The sequence below is a fragment of the Actinosynnema sp. NPDC059797 genome (assembly GCF_042732085.1).
Lineage (GTDB): Bacteria > Actinomycetota > Actinomycetes > Mycobacteriales > Pseudonocardiaceae > Actinosynnema.
In genome coordinates this window covers 1-19,515 of sequence record NZ_JBHWIE010000075.1, presented here as the reverse complement: position 1 = coordinate 19,515, position 19,515 = coordinate 1, and the positions used below count along the sequence as shown (strand labels likewise).

The following is a 19,515-nucleotide window of genomic DNA, read 5'->3' as shown; positions in this document are numbered from 1 at the left end:
GTCACCGACCCAGCACCTCCGCGAGCCGTTCGCCCAGGATCCGGACACCGTCCTGCGTGAGCACCGACTCGGGGTGGAACTGCAGCGACGTGAAGAACGGCCCGCGCAGCGCGTGCACCTCGCCGGACTCGACGTCCCGGCTCACCTCCACCACCCCGAGCCCGGCGCACTCGACCTTGTCCTCGGTGCTGCGGGCGGCGAAGGTGTTGTAGAACCCGACGAGCTCGTGCCTGCCGAACAGCTCGACCTCCCGCTGCAGGCCCTGGTTCGGCACGTCCCTGCGCACCACCGGGAAGCCGAGCCGCAGGCAGAGCACCTGGTGGCTCAGGCAGACCGCGAGGAACGGCTGCCGCCGCGCGAGCAGCGTGCCGATGTCCTTGCGCAAGCGGAGGATCTTCGGGTGCTCGACGTCCCGGGGATCTCCTGGTCCGGGCCCCATCACGACCAGGTCGTGGCCGTCGAACCCGTAGGGTTCGTCGAACCGTCGCGTGGTGACCGCGAGGCCCATGGCCCGCAGCTGGTGGCCGAGCATCGAGGTGAACGTGTCCTCGGCGTCGACGACCAGCACCTCGCGGCCGGCGAGGCCCGGCACCGGCCGCGTCCGCCCGGCGCCCGCCTGCCAGAACCGCGCGAGGGTCCTGTTGCGGTCGGCCAGGGCGGCCAGGACGCTCGGGTGGTCGGCCAGGCGACCCCGGTCGCCCGATCGGAGCGCCGCGAGCAGGCCGGCGACCTTGGCCCTGGTCTCGGCCACCTCGGAGACCGGGTCGGAGTGGCGGACCAGCGTGGCGCCGACCCCGATGCGGACGCCGCCGGTGCTGTCGATGTCCGCGGTGCGGATGAGGATCGACGAGTCCATGCCGACCTCGCCGGTCTCGTCGCGGCCGATGACGGCGATCACCCCGCTGTAGTAGCCGCGCCCCTCCGGCTCGTACCGGGCGATCACGCGACAGGCGCTTTCCAACGGGCTGCCGGTCACGGTGGGCGCGAACATGGTCTCTTGCAGGATTTCGCGCGGGTCGCGGTCGCAGGTTCCCTCGATCAGGTATTCGGTGTGCGCGAGGCGGGCCATCTCCTTCAGGTAGGGGCCGACCACCCGACCCCCCCGGTCGCAGATCCGCGCCATCATCTTCAGTTCCTCGTCCACGACCATGTAGAGCTCGTCGGCCTCCTTGCGGTCGTCGAGGAAGGCGAGCACCTCCGGCAGGACGGGACCGGACGGCGGGTAGCGGTACGTACCGCTGATGGGGTTCATGACGGCCCTGCCGCGATGCAGGCTGACGTGCCGCTCCGGCGTCGCGCCGACGAACGTGCGGGACCCGGTGTGCACGAGGAACACCCAGTAGGCGTTCGACTCGGCGGTCACCAGCCTGCGGAAGAACGACAGCGCGCTGCGCGGCGTGTAGTCGGCGATCCCGGCGGTGTAAGAACGCTTGATGACGAAGTTGGCACCCTCGCCCTCCCCGATCTCGTGCTCGACGATCCCGCGCACGATCTCGGCGTAGGTCTCGTCGTCGACGTCGAAGCCGCCGCCGGCCAGGGTGATGGGCTCGTCCGGGAGGCGGTTCAGCGCCTCGCCGAGCGGGAGCGCGTCCTGGTCGCGCACGGTCAGGGTGATCAGCGGCTCCCCGTCGTCGACACACGCGTAGCCGCGCTCGGCGATCTGCCGGTACGGCATGATCGCCAACACGTCGTGCCGGGGGCCCGAGGAGTGCTCCGGCAGCGGGATGTCCGCCGTGCCGCCCACCGCGGTCACGATGCCGACGAGGACCTCCAGCACGGCGCCGGTCGTTTCCGGGCGGTAGAGCAACGCGAAGGCGGGCGGGTGCGGTGCCAGCACCCGGTCGAGCAGGTCGGCCGGTGCGGTCACGGCAGCACCTCCTTCGTGGTGGTCACGACCGCGCAGCGCTGTGCGGCGTAGTCCATGGCGAGCCGGTGGTGCCGCGCGGAGAAGTCCGCGACGGCATCCGCCACGAGGAAGGTCCGGATGTCGTTGGTGAACGCGTCGACCGCGGTCATCAGCACACCGACGTGCGCGTACACACCGCAGACGACCAACTGGTCGCGACCGTGCGCGCGCATCCGCGCCAGCAGGTCCGAACGGAAGAAGGCGCTGTAGCGCCACTTGGTGAACACCCAGTCGTCCCGCCCCGGCATCAGTTCGTCGACCACCTGCCGGTCGGCGGGAGCCACCCGCATGCCGGGGCCCCAGAAGTCCCGGAGCAGGCCGCGTTGCTCAGCGGTCATGCCGCCGGGCTGCGCGGTGTAGGCGACCGGGATGCCCGCCGCCGCGCACCGCGCCCGGAGCGAGGAGATGTTCGAGATCAGCTCCTCGGCCATGCCGGCGGGGAACGGCCGCACGAAGAAGCGCTGCATGTCGTGGATCAGCAGGACCGCGCGGTCCGGTGCCACCGCCCAGTGGGCGACGTTCTCCGGCAGGTCACCTGCCGTCGGCATCGGGTACGGCTCGATTTCGGGAATGCCCGTCATGGTCGCCCCTTGTGAGTAGACGAATTCGCGTCGAGGTCAGCGGCCCAGGGTCGCGCCGCCGTCGACCGTCAGGGCGTGCATCGTGATGTGCGCCGCCCGGTCGGAGAGGAGGAAGACCACCGCGTCGGCGATGTCGGCGGGCCGGGCGATCCGGCCGAGCGGGATCCCCAGCCGGTAGGAGGCGAGGTTGCCGTCGATCGTGGTCCTCGGGCCGGTCTCGTCGTGCCACATCGAGCTGAGCATGGGTGTGTCGGTCGAGCCGGGCGCCACGACGTTGCAGCGGATCCCGTGCCGGGCGACCTCGAGACCGAGGCACGTGGTGAACATCGTCGCCGCGGCCTTGGACGCCGCGTACGCGGACATGTCGGTGCGCGGGGTGCCCGCGGCGTTGGACGCCACGGTGACGATCGCACCGCGCTGCCGCTGCGTCATCCGGTTGACCACGGCCCGGGACATGAAGAAGACACCGGTCGTGTTCACGGCGAAGGTGTCGTGCCAGTCCGCGTCGGCGGTCTTCCTCGCCTCACCGAGGCGGAGCACCCCCGCGGCGTTGACCAGGTACTCCACCGGCCCGAGGACGTGCTCCACGGCGTCCACCGCGGACTCCACGGCCTTGGCGTCGGTGACGTCGGCGGAGAAGGGTTCAACCCCCGGACCGGCGACGCTGCGCGCCAGCGCGGCCGCGTCCCGGTCCACCGCCGCGACGAGGGCGCCGCGCTCGCGCAGCGCGTGGACCACGGCCGATCCGATGCCCCCGGCGGCACCGGTGACGATGGCGACCTTGTTCTCCATCTCTCGCACCTCCCGTCAGCCCAGCCACGCCGACACGACGGTCAGCGCCTGGTGTGGGTTGAGCCTCGGATCGCACAGGCTCGTGTACTTGTCCCCCGCGTGGTCGATGCGGTCCGTGTTCCGCACGCACTCGGTGACGTCGTCGGGCGTGGTCTCCAGGTGCAGCCCGCCCGCGACCCCGCCCGAAGACCGGACGGCGTGCTGGAACTGGCGCACCTCGCTCGTGATCGTGTGCAGGCAACGGGTCTTGAGCCCTTCGGCGGTCATGACCGTGTTGCCGTGCATGGGATCGCTGAGCCAGATGACCGGGTGCCCCGCCGCGCGGACGGCCGCGACGAGCGGCGGCAGCAGGTCCGCCACGCGGTCCACGCCCATTCGCGCGATGAGGGTCAGCCGACCGGGTTCGCGATCCGGGTCGAGCTTCTCGCACAGCGCCATCAGCTCGTCGCGCGTGCTGCCGGGGCCGACCTTGCACGCCACCGGGTTGACGACCGCGGCGAGCAGCGCCACGTGGGCGCCGTCAACCTGCCTCGTCCGGTCGCCGATCCAGGGCCAGTGGGTGGAGGTGAGCAGCAACCTCCCCCGCTCGTCGCGGCGCAGCATCGGGATCTCGTAGTCGAGCAGCAGCGCCTCGTGACTGGTCCAGACCGGTGCGACCAGACCGTTCCGCGCGGTGCCGCTGAGCCAACCGAGGTGGTCCATGACGGCACTGGCCGCCTGGTAACCCGACAGCAGCCGAGCCGGGTCGGGCCGCCGGATCTGCGGATCGGGCTCCGGTCCGTTGACCATGTGCCCGCGGTAGACCGGCAACTCGACACCGCCGACCCGCTCGGTGGGGCTGGTCCGGGGCTTGGCGAACTGGCCGGCGATCCGGCCCGCGCGCACCACCGGGCGGTGGGTGACCATCGTCATGGCACCGCCGAGCATGTCCAGCAAACCCGCCTTGCGCGCCACGTAGCTCCGCGTGCACTCGGCGGGGTCCTCCGCGCAGTCGCCCGCCTGCACCACGTTGGCCTCACCCGCGGCCACACCGGCCAGCAGGCTGCGCAACGTGAGCACGTCGTCGACCGTCACCAGGGCCGGCGTTGCGGCCAGCTTCTCCCGAACCCGCAGGACGGCGACCTCGTCGTCCCACGGCGGTTGCTGCAGGGCCGGTAATCGCCGGCAGTCGGGCAGGATGTTGTCCACGGGGATCTCCAAGGGTCGGCGGAGCGACGGACCCGGCACTGGTTCACAGGCGAACCGGGGTGATCCGTGCCGAGGCGCCGACCGTCCACCTCGGTCGCTCCACGCGTCGACGCGGTGCCACCGGCCGGCACCGGCTCGCCCACCCGCCGGCCCCGTCGGCGACTGGATCGCGGAGATCAGCCGAGTTCGCGCGCCGGCGGCGTCATGCCTCGATACTCGTGGGATCGGGCCGGCCGAGCCAGTGCGGGACGGCTGGTCCGTCAGGTCGGCCACCCGGTACGTCAGATCCGAAGGGGCCGGCGAAAGAGCGCACGGACAACGGGATCCCCGGCTGTGCCGCGTCGAACAGGACGATGGCGGCGTGCGCCACGGACGCCAGGGTCACGTGCCGGTGCCATCCCGCGAGCGACCTGCCGAAGTAGTCGAGCAACCCGACCCGGTCGCCGATCGTCGCGACGTCGTCGGCGACCACGGCAGGAGCCCTGGTCAGCAGGAGCAGGTCGGCGATGCTGATGTCCCTCATGTTGGTCAGCCACAACCGGGTCGTCGCCGGTCGGCCGAGCGACTGTTCCCCGAACAGCGCCAACTCGCGATTGCCGGCCCACGGCGCGCGGACGGCCACGACCGCGGCCACGCTGCGTTCGACCGAGCCGGTTGACCGGTCCGCCGGTGTGCTGAGGCGGACCTGTGCCGTGCGCCGGAGGATGTCCACGATGTCGCGGGCGGCGAGCAGGTCGCCGCGTCGGCTGCCGAGGCGGTGGTCGTGGGCGGCCAGCACGACACCCGCCGGCACGCGAGCGAGCCAAGGCCGGTCGTCGAGCGCCCGGACGACGGACGCGAGGTTCGGCTCGACGCCGTCGAACACCAGCGGCAGGCTCGGCACACCCCAACGTCGCACGGCGAGGAACGTGTCAATCGCGCCCTGCGCCCCGGAGCGGACTGCGGCGGAGCCCAGGTCCCCGCTGCCGCCCCGTTGTTGGTGGTACGGCTCTTCCCCCGACGGGAACAGCCGCCAGTTCACCGGAACGCAGCCCGAGGTGCTGACCGCCCACGTGCTCGTCGCGCGCCGGCCGTCGTCGGCGGTGCTCCCGCCACCCTTCGGCGCCACCATCGAACGGACGACGTAGGCGTAGGGGAAGGTCCGGCGGCTCACCTCGCGCGCGAGCGCGGCGCGCACCGGTCGCCAGTCCCACGTGGAGCCGCTGACGAAGTGCTGCAGCTTCTGCTCGACGGCGGCCGAGCTCTCAAAGAGAGCCGCGATGTTGCGTGCCGATTTCCTCCCTTCGGTGCATAATAAGCCGCGCAGGTACATTCGCGCGGTCGCCCGCTGGTCACGCCTCGACAAGGACGAGAGAACCGAGTCGTAGAAATATCCGGTCGAATTTTCAAAATCCTCACCGATCGCAAAATTGTCGTTGAAGCGGTGCTCATTTCCAATGCGCACGGGTAACGTCCCCCTCGCCGGGCATATTCCAACCGCCACCGACCGTAACATCCAAGAAACGTTCCGTAATGCCCCGTTCGAGTGAATCACGAACCGGGAGATTGCCGCCGAAATTCCCATGAAAGCGCGTACGACATTCACGGCCGACCGGATCGGGTGCGACCAGATTTTGAACGAAATCCTGTCCGTCGTCGCGGCCGTCCCTCACCCCTGCCCGCGCGCGAGGAGCACGACAGCGGTCACGGCCGCGCCCGCGATGGCGCGGTCGTCGAGTCGCCCGTCGGGGAGGACGGGCCCGCGACCGGCGTCGCGGGACGGGCGTGGACGGCGGAGGCGCACCACTCGGCAAGGACGCCGACCGGTCCGGCCGCCGCCACCCGCCGCGCTGATGCGCGCTCGGTCGGCGTCGACTGCATGGCACCACGTTTCTCGGTCACGGGAGGTGGCCGGCTCGGACGGTCGTCCCGACGGCGCCGGAGTGCCCGGCCGACACCGGCGGAAGACGCGGTTCGGCACACCCCGCGCGCCGCGGGCGGGCGACGACGTCGTGGCGGCCTGGTGCGAGCTCGGCGAACCAGCTGACCCGGGCGATCCGGGCGATTCGGTCACCGGAGTATCCGACAACCCGATCCTCGCCCACTCCGGCGAACGTGTTGCCGAACGGGCCGGCACCGAAAATGACGATCAACCCGACGAGTGCCCCGGTCAACCGTTCCCGGCTTATCGCAGCCGGACAACCCGACCGGGCATCAGTCCAATCGCGGACCGCCCGCCCCATAGACGCCCCCGGAGTCCGTGTGGTTTCCGCTCCGCCTCGAACAATCGTACGGCACCACCGTCGGGCGACGCCAGATCCCTTTCACACAACGGGAAGAGCCGGATCGACAACTTTGATCTTGGATATCGCGGGTAGCCGTTCCTTAATCGATCTGGTACCATTGGAAGATTAATTGAAGTCGAAATTGACGAGGCGCGCGCGGGGTTTCACGCGAAGGCGGCCGGTTCGCCGACCCCGGGCACCGACCCACTTCTTCCCGGGCGGCCGCCCCGGAACCGCGCCGCCACCACGACACGCGGCCCGACACCCGGTCCGGGGTCATGGTCTTCACCGACTCCGCCGACCGGGGGCCTCGAACGCGTGCCCGCCGGACCGCGCCCGCCCCACCCCTGGCCCACGCCGGCCCGCCGCCGCACCGCGACGAGGAGGGCGTGCGTCGCATAACGTGGATGTGTACTATCCACGTTATGCAGTTGTCGGAGGGCGTCGAGTGGGGCCTGCACTGCTGCCTGGCCATCACGTGGGTCGGCGGTGGCGAACCGGTATCCACGGCGAAGCTGGCCGCCATGTACGGCCTGCCCCGGCCCTACCTCGCCAAGCAACTGCGCGCACTCGTCGACGGCGGCGTGCTCGTCGCCGTGCCCGGCGCGCGGGGTGGCTTCCTGCTCGCGCGGGCACCCGAGGACATCACTTTCATGGACGTCGTCGCCGCCATCGACGGGCGGCAGGACGCCTTCCGCTGCACCGAGGTCCGCGCCAGGGGACTCGCCTCCGCGAACCCCTCCGCACCAGAGCTGCGCCGCCCGTGCGGCATCGCCACCGCGATGCGCAGGGCAGAACTCGCGTGGCGGCGTGAACTCGCCGCACAGACGCTGGCCGACCTCGCGGTGAAGACCCCCCGCGCGACGGTCGACCGCACCCGGCGGGCCTACCAGCTGCTCAGCGGCTGAGCAGGACCCGCCTCTCCCGTCACACCGAGCTCCCCAGCCCAGAGGCACACCATATGTCCAAGCCTTCCCGTACCGCGGATGCGCAGACGAAACCGGCTGCCGCCGAAGAACGTCCGCTGTCGTCCCGGGGTCTGACCCCCACCTTCATCCTCGCGCTCGGCACGTTCGCGGTCGGCACCGACGCGTTCGTCGTCGCGGGTTTCCTGCCGCAGATGGCCGAGTCGCTGCGGGTGTCCGAATCGACCGCCGGCCAGTCGGTGACGGTGTTCGCCGCGGCGTACGCCCTCCTCTCCCCCGTGCTGGCCACCGTGACCGCACGGCTGCCGCGCAAGCAACTGCTCCTCGTGGCACTGGCCGTGCTGACGGCCGGCAACGTGCTCGCCGCGCTCGCGCCGAACTTCGCCGTGCTCGTCGTGGCCAGGGTCACCGCCGCGGCGGGGGCCGCCATGTACACCCCGAACGCGGGCGCCGTCGGCGCCGCCCTGGTCCGTCCCGAGCTGCGGGCGAGGGCGCTCGCGGTGGTGATCGGCGGGCTGACGGTGGCCACGGCGGTCGGCATCCCGCTCGGCAACGTGATCAGCCACGTGCTGGACTGGCGCTCCGCGCTCATTGCCGTCGCCGTGCTGAGCGTGCTGGCAGGCATCGGCATCCACGCGGTGATGCCGAAGATGCCGGGCGGGCAGGCGGTTCCGCTGCGCACCAGGCTCTCGGTGCTGCGCAGGCCTGCGGTGCTCAGGGTGCTGCCGCTGACCGTGCTCGGCATGACCGCGTGCTACACCGCCTACGCCTACACCGTCCCGACGCTGCAAGCGGTCGGCGCGGGCGAGGCGGTGGCGTTGATGCTCCTGCTGTACGGGCTCGGCGCGGTGGCGGGCAACTTCGCCGCCGGCTACGCCACCGACCGCTGGGGCGCCGCACGGGTGCTGACGATCGGCTACGTGTGCATGGCCGTCACGCTCGGCGCGCTCGGCTGGCTCGCGGCGGCGGGCGCCGCGTTCCTCCCCGTGGTCGGCCTGCTGATGGCCGGCTGGGGCGGCAGCAGCTGGTGCCAGACACCGCCGCAGCAACATCGGCTCATCGAGGCGGCACCGCACGAGGCACCGCTCGTCGTGTCGCTGAACTCGTCCGGCATCTACCTCGGCATCGGCCTCGGCACGGTGCTCGGCGGCGCGACGCTGCCCACGGGCGTTCCGCTGGTCTGCGCCATCGGCGCGGGGATCGCGGTGCTCGCACTGGCCTTCCTGACCCTCACCGCCCGCCGGTCCCCCGGCACGGTACCGGACGTGGCGTGAACACCGTGCGCGCGGCGTACGTCGATCGGCTCGGCGGTCCCGAGGAGATCCGGTACGGCGAGCTGGCCGCACCCGTGCCCGGTCCCCGCGAGGTGCTGGTCGACGTGCGTGCCACCACCGTCAACCACGTGGACACGTTCATCCGGGCCGGCCTCTTCCGCACACCGCTGACCTTCCCGTTCGTCGTCGGCCGGGACCTCGTCGGGACGGTGGTCTCGGCGGGCGCCGAGGTGACCGGGTTCCGGCCCGGTGACGCGGTGTGGTGCAACAGCATGGGCCACGGCGGCCGGCCGGGCGCGGCCGCCGAGCGGGTGGCCGTGCCGGCCGACCGGCTCTACCCGGTGCCCGCCGGGGTGTCGCAGGACGACGTGGTCGCGGTGGCGCATCCGGCGGCCACCGCGTACCTCGCGTTGTTCACGCACGGCGGTCTGCGGCAGGGCGACGTGGTGGTGGTGGTCGGCGGCGCGGGCAACGTGGGCAGCGCCATGGTCGCGATGGCCGCCGCGACCGGCGCCAGGGTGGTCACCACCGCGAGTGCCGCGGATTTCGCGTATTGCCGGGAGATCGGCGCGAGCGAGGTGGTCGACCGCCGCGACCCGGGGCAGGCCGAGCGGCTGCGCGCGGCCTGCCCGGACGGCGTCGACCTGTACCTGGACCCGGCCGGTGCCAACGACGTCGAGACCGCCGTCGACCTGCTCGCCCATCGCGGCCGGGTGGTCCTGCTCGCCGGGATGCGGGCCAGGCCCACCCTGCCCGTGGGGCCTTTGTACCTGCGGGATTGCGCCATCCGGGGTTTCGTGATCTCGCACGCCACCGTGGCGGAGCTCGCCGAGGCCGCGGGCGAGATCAACCGCCTGCTGGCGGCCGGTGTGGTCCGGCCGCGCCGCGTCGACCACCTGCCGCTCTCCGCCACGCCGGAGGCGCACCGGCTGGTGGAGGCCGGGAAGACCCGCGGGCGCCGCATCGTGCTGCGGACGGGCTGACGGGGGATCCGGTGCGACCGGACCTGACGGACGACCTGACGGACCACCACGTCGCCGGTTGACCGTGCCGTCACGCCATCCGCAGGATGCCTTTCGTGACCCACACAGGAACTCAGATGACGCCGCTGTTCGAGATCAGCGTGCGGATTCCCGTCGCCGCCTCGGTGGAAAGGGCTTACGCGACGATCAGCGACCTCCCCCGCAGTGGCGAGTGGAGCGTGGAATGCACCGGCGGCGCATGGGTCTCCGGCATGCCGGGAACCGTCGGTGCCGTGTTCCAGGGCGAGAACCTCCGTGCCGAGGACGTGGTGGCGTGGGCGCCGGTGGTACGGGGCCGCTGGCGGACCGTCGCCCAGGTGGTCGCCGCCGAGCCCGGGAAGACCTTCAGCTGGGCCATGTGCGACAGCACCGGGTCTCCGCAGGACAGCGTCTGGTCGTTCGACGTCGAGCCGGGTGATGAGGGGTGCGTGCTCGTGCACCGCTTCCGGATGGGCGCGGCCACCGAGGGGATCCGCGGCATCACCGCGGGGATGACCGACCAGGAGCGGCAGCGGTTCTTCTCCGAGTGGGCCGCCAAGCTCGAGCAGGACATGGACGCCACCGTGCGGCGGATCAAGGCGGCGCTCGAGGACGAGGTCGAGGAGGGCGGGAAGTGATCCTGCAGCGCATCGCCAACCGGGGCATCAGGCTGGGTACCGTCTTCGACCGCGCGGCGGCCAGGTTCCCCGCCAACGTGGTGTTCCTCGACCACGACCTCGACCTGGCGCCCGGCCGTGGCAGGAAGTTCACCGTAGCGGAGCTGGCGGACCTCGTCGACGACGTCGCCTCCCGGTTGTGGGCGGCCGGCGTGCGGCCCGGCGAGCACGTCGTGGTCTACAAGTCGGACGGCTTCGACATCACCCTCCTCGCGTTCTGCGCCGCACGGATCGGCGCGGTGCCGGTCCTGCTGTCCGCCAAGCTGGACGGGGCCACGGTGGCGGAGATGCTGCCGAGGGCGAACCGGCCGCACCTGGTGACCGACCAGTCCAAATTGGATGGCGAGCTGTCCGCATCGGTGTTCGACATCACCAGCTCGGTGTTGCTGACGACAGGCGAGCACCCCCGGGCACGCGCGCTCGCGGACCTCGCGGGCGTGGAGCGCAAGCGCCCGGTGATCGCGTCCCCCGACCGGCCGACGCTGGTGACCCACACGTCCGGCACCACCGGGGTGCCGAAGATGGCCGTGCACACGGGTTTCAGCCTCCAGGCGCGGTACCGGCCGCAGGCTGCCGCGATCGCGTTGAAGCGGGTCCGCGAACCGATCGCCATGCACGTCTCCTTCGTGCACTCCAGGATCATCAGCGCCACCACGATCGCGCTCTCACGGGGCTTCCCCGTGGTGGTGCTGCGCGACGACTCCCCGGAACACGTCGCGGAGATCTTCGCCGCGGTCCGGCCCGGCATACTCGAGGCGCACCCGAACTCGTTCATGCTGTGGGAGGAGCTCACCGACCACCCTCGCGAGCCGCTCGCCAGCGTCAAGCTGTTCAGCAGCACCTTCGACGCCATCCACCCGCGCACGATCCACCGGCTGGTACGCGCGTCAAAGCGCAGGTTCCCGTTGTTCGGCCAGTTGTACGGGCAGAGCGAGACCGGCCCGGTCGTGATTCGGACCTACACCAGGTTCCGCTCGCCGACCGCGGACGGCCGGTGCGTCGGGTTCCCGTTCCCCGGGATGACGGACATCAGGGTGGTCAGCCGCGACGGCAAGCGGCCGACGCGAACCTCGCCCGGTCATGTCGAGGTGCGCAGCGACGGCCGCGCGATCACGTTCCTCAGCGAAGCCGATCGGTACCACAAGCAGACCAACGACGGCTGGTGGCGCATGGGCGACCTGGGCTACCGCACGCGGTGGGGTTGCCTGCACATGCTGGACCGCGAGGTCGACGAGATCCCCGGTTTCGGCAGCACGCTCGCCGCCGAGGACCACCTGCTCGCCAGGCTCGAGGACCTCGCGGAGGTCGTGATCGTGCACGGCGAGGACGGCAGAGCGGTGCCGGTCGTGTCCACCAAGAGCGACCGGCCGCTCGACCCCGGGGCGTGGGCCGCCGCCGTCGTCGGGCTCCCCGCCATGACACCGCCCGTGCACATGCGGCTGTCCGAGCTGCCGCACACCGCCACGACCAAGGTGAAGCGGCTGGAGCTCGCCAGCAGGCTGCGCGGCGTGCCGGCCTCGGACTGACCGACAGCGCGAACCGCGGGGCCACGACCTCCGAGTGCGCACGATGCCGAGGCGGTGGTGCCGCCATCGCCGGCGGTCCGGCCGATCGGCCACCTGGCCGGCCCGGCCCCTCACGTGGATCGCGTCGACGAACACCACCGGGTGGACCGGGTCGGGAGGCCGGTTCCACCGCTCGGCCGGATCGCGGCTCGAACTGGGCGCCGCGGTCCGGGCGGGCGGTGGTCCCGCCTTCCGAGGCCGGATCCAGCAGCCGCTTGGTCGGCTGCTGGAGCACTCCGCCCCGGCCCGTGGTCGCCGCCCCGTCGGTGCTCGGGGTGCGCCGGCCGCCTTCACGCCGCGGTTTCCGGCAGGCAGTCCTGGCCGGTGTTGCGGGCCAGGAGCGCCATCACGTCCTCCAGCCGCCCGCGTCGCCGGAGGGCCCGTCGCTGGCGCACGGCCCCGTTGCCCACCTGGAAGACCTTGGTCATCAGCGTGCTGACCGCGCGCAGCTCCCCGGAGCGGCGCAGCGCCGGCCGCACGTGGTGGACCAGCCGGCGCAGCAGGTGGGTGGCCGGGGCGCGGCGGTTGGCGAACAGGTCGGTGCCCTGGCCGGTGATGCCGTCGTGGGCGGCGCGCCAGTAGGCCGCGCGCAGCGCCTGCTCGCAGACCGGCAGTGCGAACTCCCCTCGCCCGACGGCCTCGGCGGCGGTGGTGACCAGGGCTCGCACCAGGGCCGCGAGCAGGACGGACTCGTCGACCGTGGCGGGCACGTCGGAGACCCGGACCTCGATGGCGGGCAGGCGGTCCGAGGGCAGCACGTCCCAGCGGACCATCTCCCGGTCCAGCACCGCCCCGCTGTCGACCATCGCGTCCACCACCGCGTCGTAGTGCCGCGCGGAGGTGAAGTACGGCGGCGCGCCCGAGCAGGGCCAGCGGCTGTTGAGCACCGAGCGCCAGCTCGCGTACCCGGTGTCCACGCCCTGGTGGACCGGTGAGTTCGCGGTCAGCGCCAGCAGCACCGGCAGCCACGGCCGCAGGTGGTTGCACACCTGCACCGCCACTTCCCGGTCCGGCACCTCGACGCGCACGTGGCAGCCGCACACCCCGTGCTCGGCGGCCAGCATCCCGTACTCCCGCCCGATGCGCAGGGGGCGGTCGTCGTCGGTGAGCGGCTGCCCCAGCGGCCCGGCCGGCGGCACCCCGACCGCCAGCAGTTGCCCGCCGGCGCGCAACGCCGCCGCGGCCGCCACCGACCGCGCGCCGAGCAGGTGCCCGCGCACCTCGCGCATCCCCCGGCACGCCGGCGTGCTGCTCTCCACCTGCACCCGCGTCAGCTCCGGTCGGAGGTCCGCGCCGAAGCCGTTCGCCACGTCGATCACCTCGCCCGCCACCGGCAGGGGCAGGCCGCTGGCCGGATCGACGACCAGGAACTCCTCCTCCACGCCCAGGGTCGGTAGCTCGGAGTCAGGGGAGAACAGGTGATCGGTGCTGGTCATGGCGTCCTCACCGCTCGGTGGTGGTCCGCACGCGCACCCGCCGGGCGCCGCCGTCGTCCGCCATGACGGCGCGAAACCCGGAGCAGGGCAGTCACGTGGGGTGTCGGCACGCTGTTCGACCGACCTGAGTTCTCCCCGCAACCTCGTCCTCGCTGCCGGGAGGAACGCTGGAGTACCTCTTATCGGGGCGGGCAAACTCACTCGAACGAGGAACGGGCGGCCCGACCACGAACGGGTGGTTTCGTCGGCCTGGCGCGGGCGCTTCCGGACGACGCCGACGGACCGGGTGACGGGCGGGCGGACCGGCCGGCCCTCCGGTCGTGACCGCCACCCGACCGCGCGGGACGGGCACCGCCTGGTCAGCTCGTCGCCGGGCGCCCGAACCTCGACCGGTCGACCCGGCCCGCGCTCGACGAGTCGGCTCGGCGGGCGGCTCGAACCCCCTCCGCGGCCGACGGGTCGGCCGCCCGCCGTGCCGCGGGGATGCCGTAGCTTGGCGAGATGCAGGCGTCGCTGGACCGCGCGCGCGAACCCCACTCCCCGAGCCACCTGTGCTGGCGCTACGACCGGCGGGGTGACTTCGACGAGCGGGCGCGGGAGTTCCTGGCCGAAGGGCTCGCCGCGGGTCAGCGCGTCCTCTACTCCGCCCCCGGCGACCCGCGGGCCCTCACCGACCGGCTGCGCGCCGTCGGCTCCTTCGACGGGGGCGCCCGGCCGGGCGCGGTCCAGGTCGCCTCGCTGGAGGCGACCTACCACCCGGACGCGGTGATCGACCCGGAACAGCAGGTCCGGTCCTACGCCGAGGCGACCGAGCAGGCGCTGGCCGCCGGGTTCACCGGGCTCCGGGTCGCCGCCGACGTCACCCCGCTGGTGCGCACCCCCGCCCAGCTGGACGCCTTCGCCCGCTACGAACACCTGGTCGAGCGCTGCATGACCACCCGGCCCCTGTCGGGCATGTGCGGTTACGACCGCGATGAACTCGGTGACGAGGCCATCGCGCAACTGGCCTGCCTGCACCCGCGCACCAGCACGGGCGCCGCGCCGTTCCGCCTGCACGCCCGCGGGCGTGCGGGGGCGGCGGCCGGGCTGGACGGGGAGCTGGACTCGGCGGCCCACGAGCTGTGGCCGCTCGCGCTCCGGCGCGCCGACCTGCGGCCCGTGGCCGGGGAGGTGGTGATCGACGCGGCCGGCCTGGAGTTCGTCGACCACCGCAACCTGCTGGCGCTGGCCGACCACGCCGACCGGCTCGGGGCGACCGTGGTCCTGCGCACCGCGCTGTCCTCCCCCGCCCACGTCCTGCGCCTGTTGAACGTGACCAGCGTTCGCGTGGAGGGGGTGGTATGAGCACCGGGCAGCGCGGCTACGACCACTCCGCGATCTACTACGCCTCCGACGAGGACCTGTTGGCCGTCGTGGTGCCGTTCCTGCTGGGCGGGCTGGAGGCCGGCGAGCCGACCGTGGTGTCCCTGGAACCGGAGCGGGCCGAACTGGTCCGCGCGGCGCTGCCCCGCTCCGCCGGGACCGCGTTCACCTCCACCGACGACCTCTACGCCAGACCCGCCACCGCGATCAGGTCCTACCAGGAGATGATGGCCGACCTGGTGGCCTCCGGCGCGCGCGGCATCCGCATCGTCGGTGAAGTCCCCCCGGCGGCGCTGACCACCTCGTGGGACTGGTGGGCCCGCTACGAGTCGGCGGTCAACCACGCCTACGACGAGTTCCCCCTGCGCAGCATGTGCGCCTACGACACCCGCACCACCCCCCGCCACGTCCTCGACGACGTCGCCCGCACCCACCCCTTCACCGCGACCCCGGACGGGGAACACCACGCCTGTGACCGCTACGTCGAACCGCCCGCCTTCCTCGCCGAGCACCGGCAGATGACGCCCCACCCGATCCAGCGCACCCCGCCGCTGGTGGAGCTGACCGACCCGAGCCCGTCGGCCGCGCGGGCCGCGGTGCAGGGGGCGAACAGGAGCACGCTGCCCGCGGCGGAGGTGGAAGACCTGCTGCTGTCGGTCAGCGAGGTGGTGACCAACGCGCTGCGCCACGGCCGCCCACCGGTCCGCTTCCGGGTCTGGTCCGACGCCCACCACGTGGTCGTCACCTGCCACGACACCGGCGCCGGGCCCACCGACCCGTTCGCGGGCCTGCTCCCCGCCCCGAACCGCGACATCGGCGGCCTCGGCCTGTGGCTGACCCACCAGCTGTGCCACCACGTCGCCCTCCACCACGACGACACCGGCTTCACGATCCGCCTCACCGCGGGCGACCCCTACCGCCCGCACGCCTGATCACCCCGTCGCGACGGGAAGGCCGACGCCCGAGGGCGCGAAGTGCGCGCGGGTGGGCGCCGGCCGGCACGGCACGCGGGAGCGACCGACCCCGGCACCGGCCTGGTCGATCACCACGGCGGGGTGGACGAGGCGGTCTCCGTGTCCGCGCCGTTGTCGGCCCGGCGATAGGTGCGGTCGGTCCCGTGCCAGTCTAGGCACAGCACGGTGGCGTCGTCCTGGAGCAGGCCGCGGCAGGCGCGCCGCACCGCACCGGTCACCGCCCGCACCGCCTCCCGGGGGTGCAGGCCGTCGGTGTCGCGGACCAGCGCGGGCAGGTCGGCGCCCGCGGCGTCGCGTTCGAACATCCCGTCGGTGAACAGCACCAGCCGGTCTCCGGGGCGCAGGTCCAGCCGTTGCACCCGGTACGCGTGCCGGACGACGCCGAAGAGCGGGTCGATCCCCAGCTCCACGGGTCTCACCACGCCGTCGCGCAGCAGCAGCGGGGCGGGGTGCCCGGCGTTGACCAGCTCCGCCGCTCCTCCGGCGAGGTCCACGCGCAGCAGTTGGCCGGTCGCCAGCGAGCCCCGGCCGTGCTCCAGCAGCGCCTCGTTGGCCCGGCGGGCCTGCTCGACCAGGTCGCAGCCCTCGCGGCGGGCCCCGCGCAGCGCGCCGACCAGCAGGGTCGCGGTGAGCGCCGAGGCCACGTCGTGCCCGGTGGCGTCGGTGATCGACAGGTGCAGGACGTCGCGGTCCAGGGCGTAGTCGTAGGTGTCGCCACCGATGTCGTCGGCGGGCACCAGGGCGCCGGCCACGGTGAACTGGGCGGCCTCGCAGCAGGGGGCCGAGGGCAGGAGCTGGTGCTGGATCTCCGCGGCCAGGCTCACGGGGGTGGTGCGCCGGCTGGAGTGGTAGAGGTCGGTGAACCGGCGGTCGGTGACGATGACGTAGGCCAGCGCGTGGGCGGCCTCGGACAGCTGCGCCAGCAGCTCGTCGTCGAGCGCCGGAACGGTCAGCTCCAGCACGCCCACGCAGTCGCCGCGGTTGGTCACCGGCAGCACCGCCCGCACCCCTTCGCCGTCCTGCTCCCGCCACGGCCGCTGGGTGCACAGCACCTCCTCGTAGGCGCTGTCCCGCAGGTCGATGCGCTCCGCGGAACGCCCACCCGGGTCCTGCGCGGTCGAGGTCAGCCGCACCAGTTGCTCGTCGACGAGGTCCACCAGCAGGAACGACACGTCGAAGGCCTCGAACCGCTTGGCCAGGTCGCGCGCGACGACCTCGACCGACTCCACCGGCGGTGCGCTCTCCGCCGCCGCCAGCACATCACCCGGTCCCGCCCCGCCACCGCTCACGGCAACCTCCTGAATTCCCGGGAGGTCTACCCAATCGTCTCACGAACATCACCCGTGTTGTTCGGAAAGACGACCCGTGAACCGCAATGCGCCCGGTGCGCGCGCTCGGGGGCATCCGCAGTTCTGCGGCACCGGTACCTACGCATGGTGCGCCACCGCAAGCCGTTCAGCCGATTGCGAGTGGTCCGCGCCGGTTGCGACGGCCCCGGCGTCCGTGGTGGACGTCAACTGCCCGCTGGGGACCCAGATCGGCACCTACTCGCCCGGCATGACGCTGCTGCCGCGGCACATCGACTTCACCGCCGTGCTGTGAACCGGCGGGCGTCCGAGGTGCGGGCGCCGTCCGGGTGTTCACGAAGGCGCGGGTACGCGAAGATCGGGCCGTGCGCCTGCCCCTTGACGGAGCGACCCCGAGTGGGCGGTTGACGCTCGTCGACCGCCTGGAGACCGACGACGGGTACGCGTTCGCCCTGGACCGCCCCCACTTCTTGGCGGTCGGCGACCGGGTTGTGTTCGAGAACGGTGATCCCGTGGTCCTCCGGGCCGACGGCGAGCGGTTCACGCCCGCAGGCTCGTGGAGCACGTCCTGCCACAGCCGGTGAGTGGCGCCGGCTCATCGGCACGGGCGCGGTGCACCGGTCACCGTGGCGGCCGTGCGGGTGCGTGGGAGTAGTACGAGGTGACCGCCGGTTGGCCGGTGTAGTTGGGGCCGGCCCGGTCGTCGGCGCCGAGGTACCGGAACGGCAGGCTGACCTGTCGATGCCCGACGCACCTGATGCGGCGGCGTCGGGAGTCGTAGTCGAAGCCGGCCGACCGCAGTGGCCCGGTCAGTCGTCGGCGCCACGGGTGTCCCTGCTCCGACACGACGGCGGCGAGGTCCAGGTTCGCCACCAGGAGGCCGCCCGCGGTCAGCCACGAGGCCGCGCGGGTCAGGGCGTCGAGCTTGTCGCCCAGGTAGTGCATGCCGTGGACGCAGGTCACCAGGTCGAAGGGGTGGTGCGGGGCGAAGGAGTCGACCGGGCCCGTGACGAACTCGACCCGGCCCGGCGTCTTCGGGAGTTCGGGACGACCGGTCCCCGCACGGCCGCGGGTCGCACGGGGACCGGTCGGCGTCCTCGGCGCGCTGTCGAGGACGCCGGGCGGTGACCGCTACGAGACGCCGATCGAGCTGGCCCGGTTGTTCCACCCGGTCCCGATGTTGGACAGGTTGGACGACGCGTCGATCCAGACCGAGTAGGGCGAGCCGTAGTTGACGGGGTCGTGCAGGTGGACGTCGCACTGGTTGTACGTGCGCACCGAACTGGCCCGGTTGCTGAACGTGCCGAGGTTGGGGTTGCCGTACTCCCCCTCGTACTCGGGGGTGCACGGCGCCGTCACGTAGAAGTCGTACGTCGCCCCCGAGTAGTTGATCCCGTCGTACAGCCGCACGGCCAGCACCGCCTGCGCGCCGATCCCCGCGAGCCGCGCGGCCTCGGTGTCGGTGCCGGCGCAGGCGGTCGACCGGGTCGCCAGGTCGGCGGCGCAGTACCGCGCCTCCCCCGCCGCGGCGGGTGACGCGGCCGCGGTCAGGGCCGAGCCGACCAGCAGCGAACCGGCTGCCACCGCCAGTGCGACCGCACGTGCTCCGCGAATTCCGATCATCGGTTTCCCCTCTCGGTGTGGCTGTTCCGAGCGGAAGCATGGCGGTGCGACCCTGTGGAGTCCTTGCAAGCTTTCTGCACGGCCCTGCGGTGCGGTCCTCAGGCGGGCTGGTCGGCCACGGCCTTCCCCCGCGCGGCGCCGAGCAGGGTCAGCGCGGACGCGCGGGGGTCGCGGTCGGGCAGCGCGAGCGCGGCGGGGGCGTGGATCGGCGGGTCGGGCCGGACCAGGGCGACGGCGGTGGAGCCTTGTGGGACAACGCCTTCGGGGAGCACGGTCCAGCACTCGCCGGAGGCGACGGGGCCGGCCAGGAGGTCTTGGACCCGGCTCGGGGTCGGCCCCGGGAGAGGGGTGAACCCGGCCGCTTCGCAGGCGGCCGTGATCAGGTCGTGGACGCCCGGGTTGTCCGCGCGGTCGGGTCGGGCCAGGGGCAGCTCGGCGAGCGCGGCGAGGTCGCCGGCGGTGCGGGCGCGCGCGGCGGGGACGGCCAGGAGCAGCGGCTCGTCCCAGAGGTGGTGGACCCGCACGCCCGGGGTGTCCGGCGGCGCCGCCACGAAGGCGGCGTCGAGGTCGTTGGCGGCGAGGGCGGCGAGCTGACCGGTCGTCGAGGCGGAGCTCGTCACCCGGAGCGCGATGCCGGGG

The 19,515-nt window shown here is 72.7% G+C and carries 18 protein-coding genes; 8 read left to right on the top strand and 10 right to left on the bottom strand.

Annotated elements, in window-relative coordinates; translation table 11 throughout:
* Window position 1: 1 nt before the first annotated feature.
* The 5 genes from ACFV4N_RS19405 to ACFV4N_RS19385 all read right to left on the bottom strand — a co-directional run bounded on the left by ACFV4N_RS19405 (window position 2) and on the right by ACFV4N_RS19385 (window position 5,911).
* On the bottom strand, window positions 2–1,867 hold the full coding sequence (locus ACFV4N_RS19405; protein WP_499673936.1) for an anthranilate synthase family protein: 1,866 nt from the start codon (window positions 1,865–1,867) through the stop codon (window positions 2–4).
* Window positions 1,864–2,487, bottom strand: a complete 624-nt coding sequence (locus ACFV4N_RS19400) for an isochorismatase family protein (RefSeq protein ID WP_499673935.1) — start codon at window positions 2,485–2,487, stop codon at window positions 1,864–1,866. Before ACFV4N_RS19400 ends, ACFV4N_RS19405 begins: the two co-directional genes overlap by 4 nt.
* 36 nt (window positions 2,488–2,523) lie before the next feature.
* Window positions 2,524–3,279: a 2,3-dihydro-2,3-dihydroxybenzoate dehydrogenase gene (locus tag ACFV4N_RS19395; protein WP_499673934.1), complete on the bottom strand. Its 756-nt coding sequence runs from the start codon at window positions 3,277–3,279 to the stop codon at window positions 2,524–2,526.
* A gap of 15 nt (window positions 3,280–3,294) precedes the next feature.
* The gene (locus ACFV4N_RS19390; RefSeq protein ID WP_499673933.1) at window positions 3,295–4,467 is read right to left on the bottom strand and encodes a 3-deoxy-7-phosphoheptulonate synthase; all 1,173 of its coding nucleotides are present in this window, start codon (window positions 4,465–4,467) and stop codon (window positions 3,295–3,297) included.
* Window positions 4,468–4,669: 202 nt separating this feature from the next.
* Window positions 4,670–5,911 carry an IS701 family transposase gene (locus ACFV4N_RS19385; protein ID WP_499673932.1) on the bottom strand — a complete coding sequence of 414 codons (1,242 nt, stop codon included), beginning with the start codon at window positions 5,909–5,911 and terminating at the stop codon, window positions 4,670–4,672.
* Between the two features lie 1,245 nt (window positions 5,912–7,156).
* Here ACFV4N_RS19385 and ACFV4N_RS19380 point away from each other — a divergent pair.
* From ACFV4N_RS19380 to ACFV4N_RS19360, 5 genes are all read left to right on the top strand, one after another.
* On the top strand, window positions 7,157–7,639 hold the full coding sequence (locus tag ACFV4N_RS19380) for an RrF2 family transcriptional regulator (RefSeq protein ID WP_499673931.1): 483 nt from the start codon (window positions 7,157–7,159) through the stop codon (window positions 7,637–7,639).
* Window positions 7,640–7,692: 53 nt separating this feature from the next.
* On the top strand, window positions 7,693–8,931 hold the full coding sequence (locus ACFV4N_RS19375; protein WP_499673930.1) for an MFS transporter: 1,239 nt from the start codon (window positions 7,693–7,695) through the stop codon (window positions 8,929–8,931).
* Window positions 8,928–9,914 (top strand): NADPH:quinone reductase, encoded by a 987-nt coding sequence (locus tag ACFV4N_RS19370; protein ID WP_499673929.1) that lies wholly within the window; start codon window positions 8,928–8,930, stop codon window positions 9,912–9,914. Before ACFV4N_RS19375 ends, ACFV4N_RS19370 begins: the two co-directional genes overlap by 4 nt.
* 116 nt (window positions 9,915–10,030) lie before the next feature.
* Window positions 10,031–10,570, top strand: coding sequence for an SRPBCC family protein (locus tag ACFV4N_RS19365; protein WP_499673928.1), 540 nt, complete (start codon window positions 10,031–10,033; stop codon window positions 10,568–10,570).
* Window positions 10,567–12,135, top strand: a complete 1,569-nt coding sequence (locus ACFV4N_RS19360) for a class I adenylate-forming enzyme family protein (protein ID WP_499673927.1) — start codon at window positions 10,567–10,569, stop codon at window positions 12,133–12,135. The genes ACFV4N_RS19365 and ACFV4N_RS19360 overlap by 4 nt, the downstream gene beginning before the upstream one ends.
* Before the next feature lie 329 nt (window positions 12,136–12,464).
* On the opposite strand, the gene ACFV4N_RS19355 is transcribed toward ACFV4N_RS19360, so the two are convergent.
* Entirely contained in the window at window positions 12,465–13,610 is a 1,146-nt protein-coding gene (locus ACFV4N_RS19355; RefSeq protein WP_499673926.1) for a carboxylate-amine ligase, read from the bottom strand.
* Window positions 13,611–14,111: 501 nt separating this feature from the next.
* On the opposite strand from ACFV4N_RS19355, the gene ACFV4N_RS19350 reads away from it, so the two are divergent.
* Together ACFV4N_RS19350 and ACFV4N_RS19345 are read left to right on the top strand one after the other, a co-directional pair.
* The gene (locus ACFV4N_RS19350; RefSeq protein ID WP_499673925.1) at window positions 14,112–14,954 is read left to right on the top strand and encodes an MEDS domain-containing protein; all 843 of its coding nucleotides are present in this window, start codon (window positions 14,112–14,114) and stop codon (window positions 14,952–14,954) included.
* Window positions 14,951–15,904 (top strand): anti-sigma factor RsbA family regulatory protein, encoded by a 954-nt coding sequence (locus tag ACFV4N_RS19345; protein WP_499673924.1) that lies wholly within the window; start codon window positions 14,951–14,953, stop codon window positions 15,902–15,904. Before ACFV4N_RS19350 ends, ACFV4N_RS19345 begins: the two co-directional genes overlap by 4 nt.
* Before the next feature lie 110 nt (window positions 15,905–16,014).
* Here ACFV4N_RS19345 and ACFV4N_RS19340 read toward each other — a convergent pair whose 3' ends face one another.
* A complete protein-coding gene (locus tag ACFV4N_RS19340; RefSeq protein ID WP_499673923.1) occupies window positions 16,015–17,235 on the bottom strand; it encodes a PP2C family protein-serine/threonine phosphatase in 1,221 nt (406 codons plus the stop codon).
* Between the two features lie 422 nt (window positions 17,236–17,657).
* On the opposite strand from ACFV4N_RS19340, the gene ACFV4N_RS19335 reads away from it, so the two are divergent.
* Window positions 17,658–17,837, top strand: coding sequence for a hypothetical protein (locus tag ACFV4N_RS19335; RefSeq protein ID WP_499673922.1), 180 nt, complete (start codon window positions 17,658–17,660; stop codon window positions 17,835–17,837).
* Between the two features lie 37 nt (window positions 17,838–17,874).
* On the opposite strand, the gene ACFV4N_RS19330 is transcribed toward ACFV4N_RS19335, so the two are convergent.
* From ACFV4N_RS19330 to ACFV4N_RS19320, 3 genes are all read right to left on the bottom strand, one after another.
* Complete coding sequence (locus ACFV4N_RS19330) at window positions 17,875–18,216, bottom strand: class I SAM-dependent methyltransferase (RefSeq protein ID WP_499673921.1); 342 nt, start codon at window positions 18,214–18,216, stop codon at window positions 17,875–17,877.
* Between the two features lie 168 nt (window positions 18,217–18,384).
* Window positions 18,385–18,876, bottom strand: coding sequence for a hypothetical protein (locus ACFV4N_RS19325; RefSeq protein WP_499673920.1), 492 nt, complete (start codon window positions 18,874–18,876; stop codon window positions 18,385–18,387).
* Window positions 18,877–18,974: 98 nt separating this feature from the next.
* On the bottom strand, window positions 18,975–19,515 hold a 541-nt coding region (locus ACFV4N_RS19320), incomplete at its 5' end, for a LysR substrate-binding domain-containing protein (protein WP_499673919.1).

Excerpts from the sequence above, each read along its gene's own strand:
- ACFV4N_RS19400 (WP_499673935.1), bottom strand. The coding sequence starts at position 2,487 with ATGACGGGCATTCCCGAAATCGAGCCGTACCCGATGCCGACGGCAGGT.
- ACFV4N_RS19395 (WP_499673934.1), bottom strand. The coding sequence starts at position 3,279 with ATGGAGAACAAGGTCGCCATCGTCACCGGTGCCGCCGGGGGCATCGGA.
- ACFV4N_RS19380 (WP_499673931.1), top strand. The coding sequence starts at position 7,157 with ATGCAGTTGTCGGAGGGCGTCGAGTGGGGCCTGCACTGCTGCCTGGCC.
- ACFV4N_RS19375 (WP_499673930.1), top strand. The coding sequence starts at position 7,693 with ATGTCCAAGCCTTCCCGTACCGCGGATGCGCAGACGAAACCGGCTGCC.
- ACFV4N_RS19365 (WP_499673928.1), top strand. The coding sequence starts at position 10,031 with ATGACGCCGCTGTTCGAGATCAGCGTGCGGATTCCCGTCGCCGCCTCG.
- ACFV4N_RS19355 (WP_499673926.1), bottom strand. The coding sequence starts at position 13,610 with ATGACCAGCACCGATCACCTGTTCTCCCCTGACTCCGAGCTACCGACC.
- ACFV4N_RS19350 (WP_499673925.1), top strand. The coding sequence starts at position 14,112 with ATGCAGGCGTCGCTGGACCGCGCGCGCGAACCCCACTCCCCGAGCCAC.
- ACFV4N_RS19345 (WP_499673924.1), top strand. The coding sequence starts at position 14,951 with ATGAGCACCGGGCAGCGCGGCTACGACCACTCCGCGATCTACTACGCC.
- ACFV4N_RS19325 (WP_499673920.1), bottom strand. The coding sequence starts at position 18,876 with ATGATCGGAATTCGCGGAGCACGTGCGGTCGCACTGGCGGTGGCAGCC.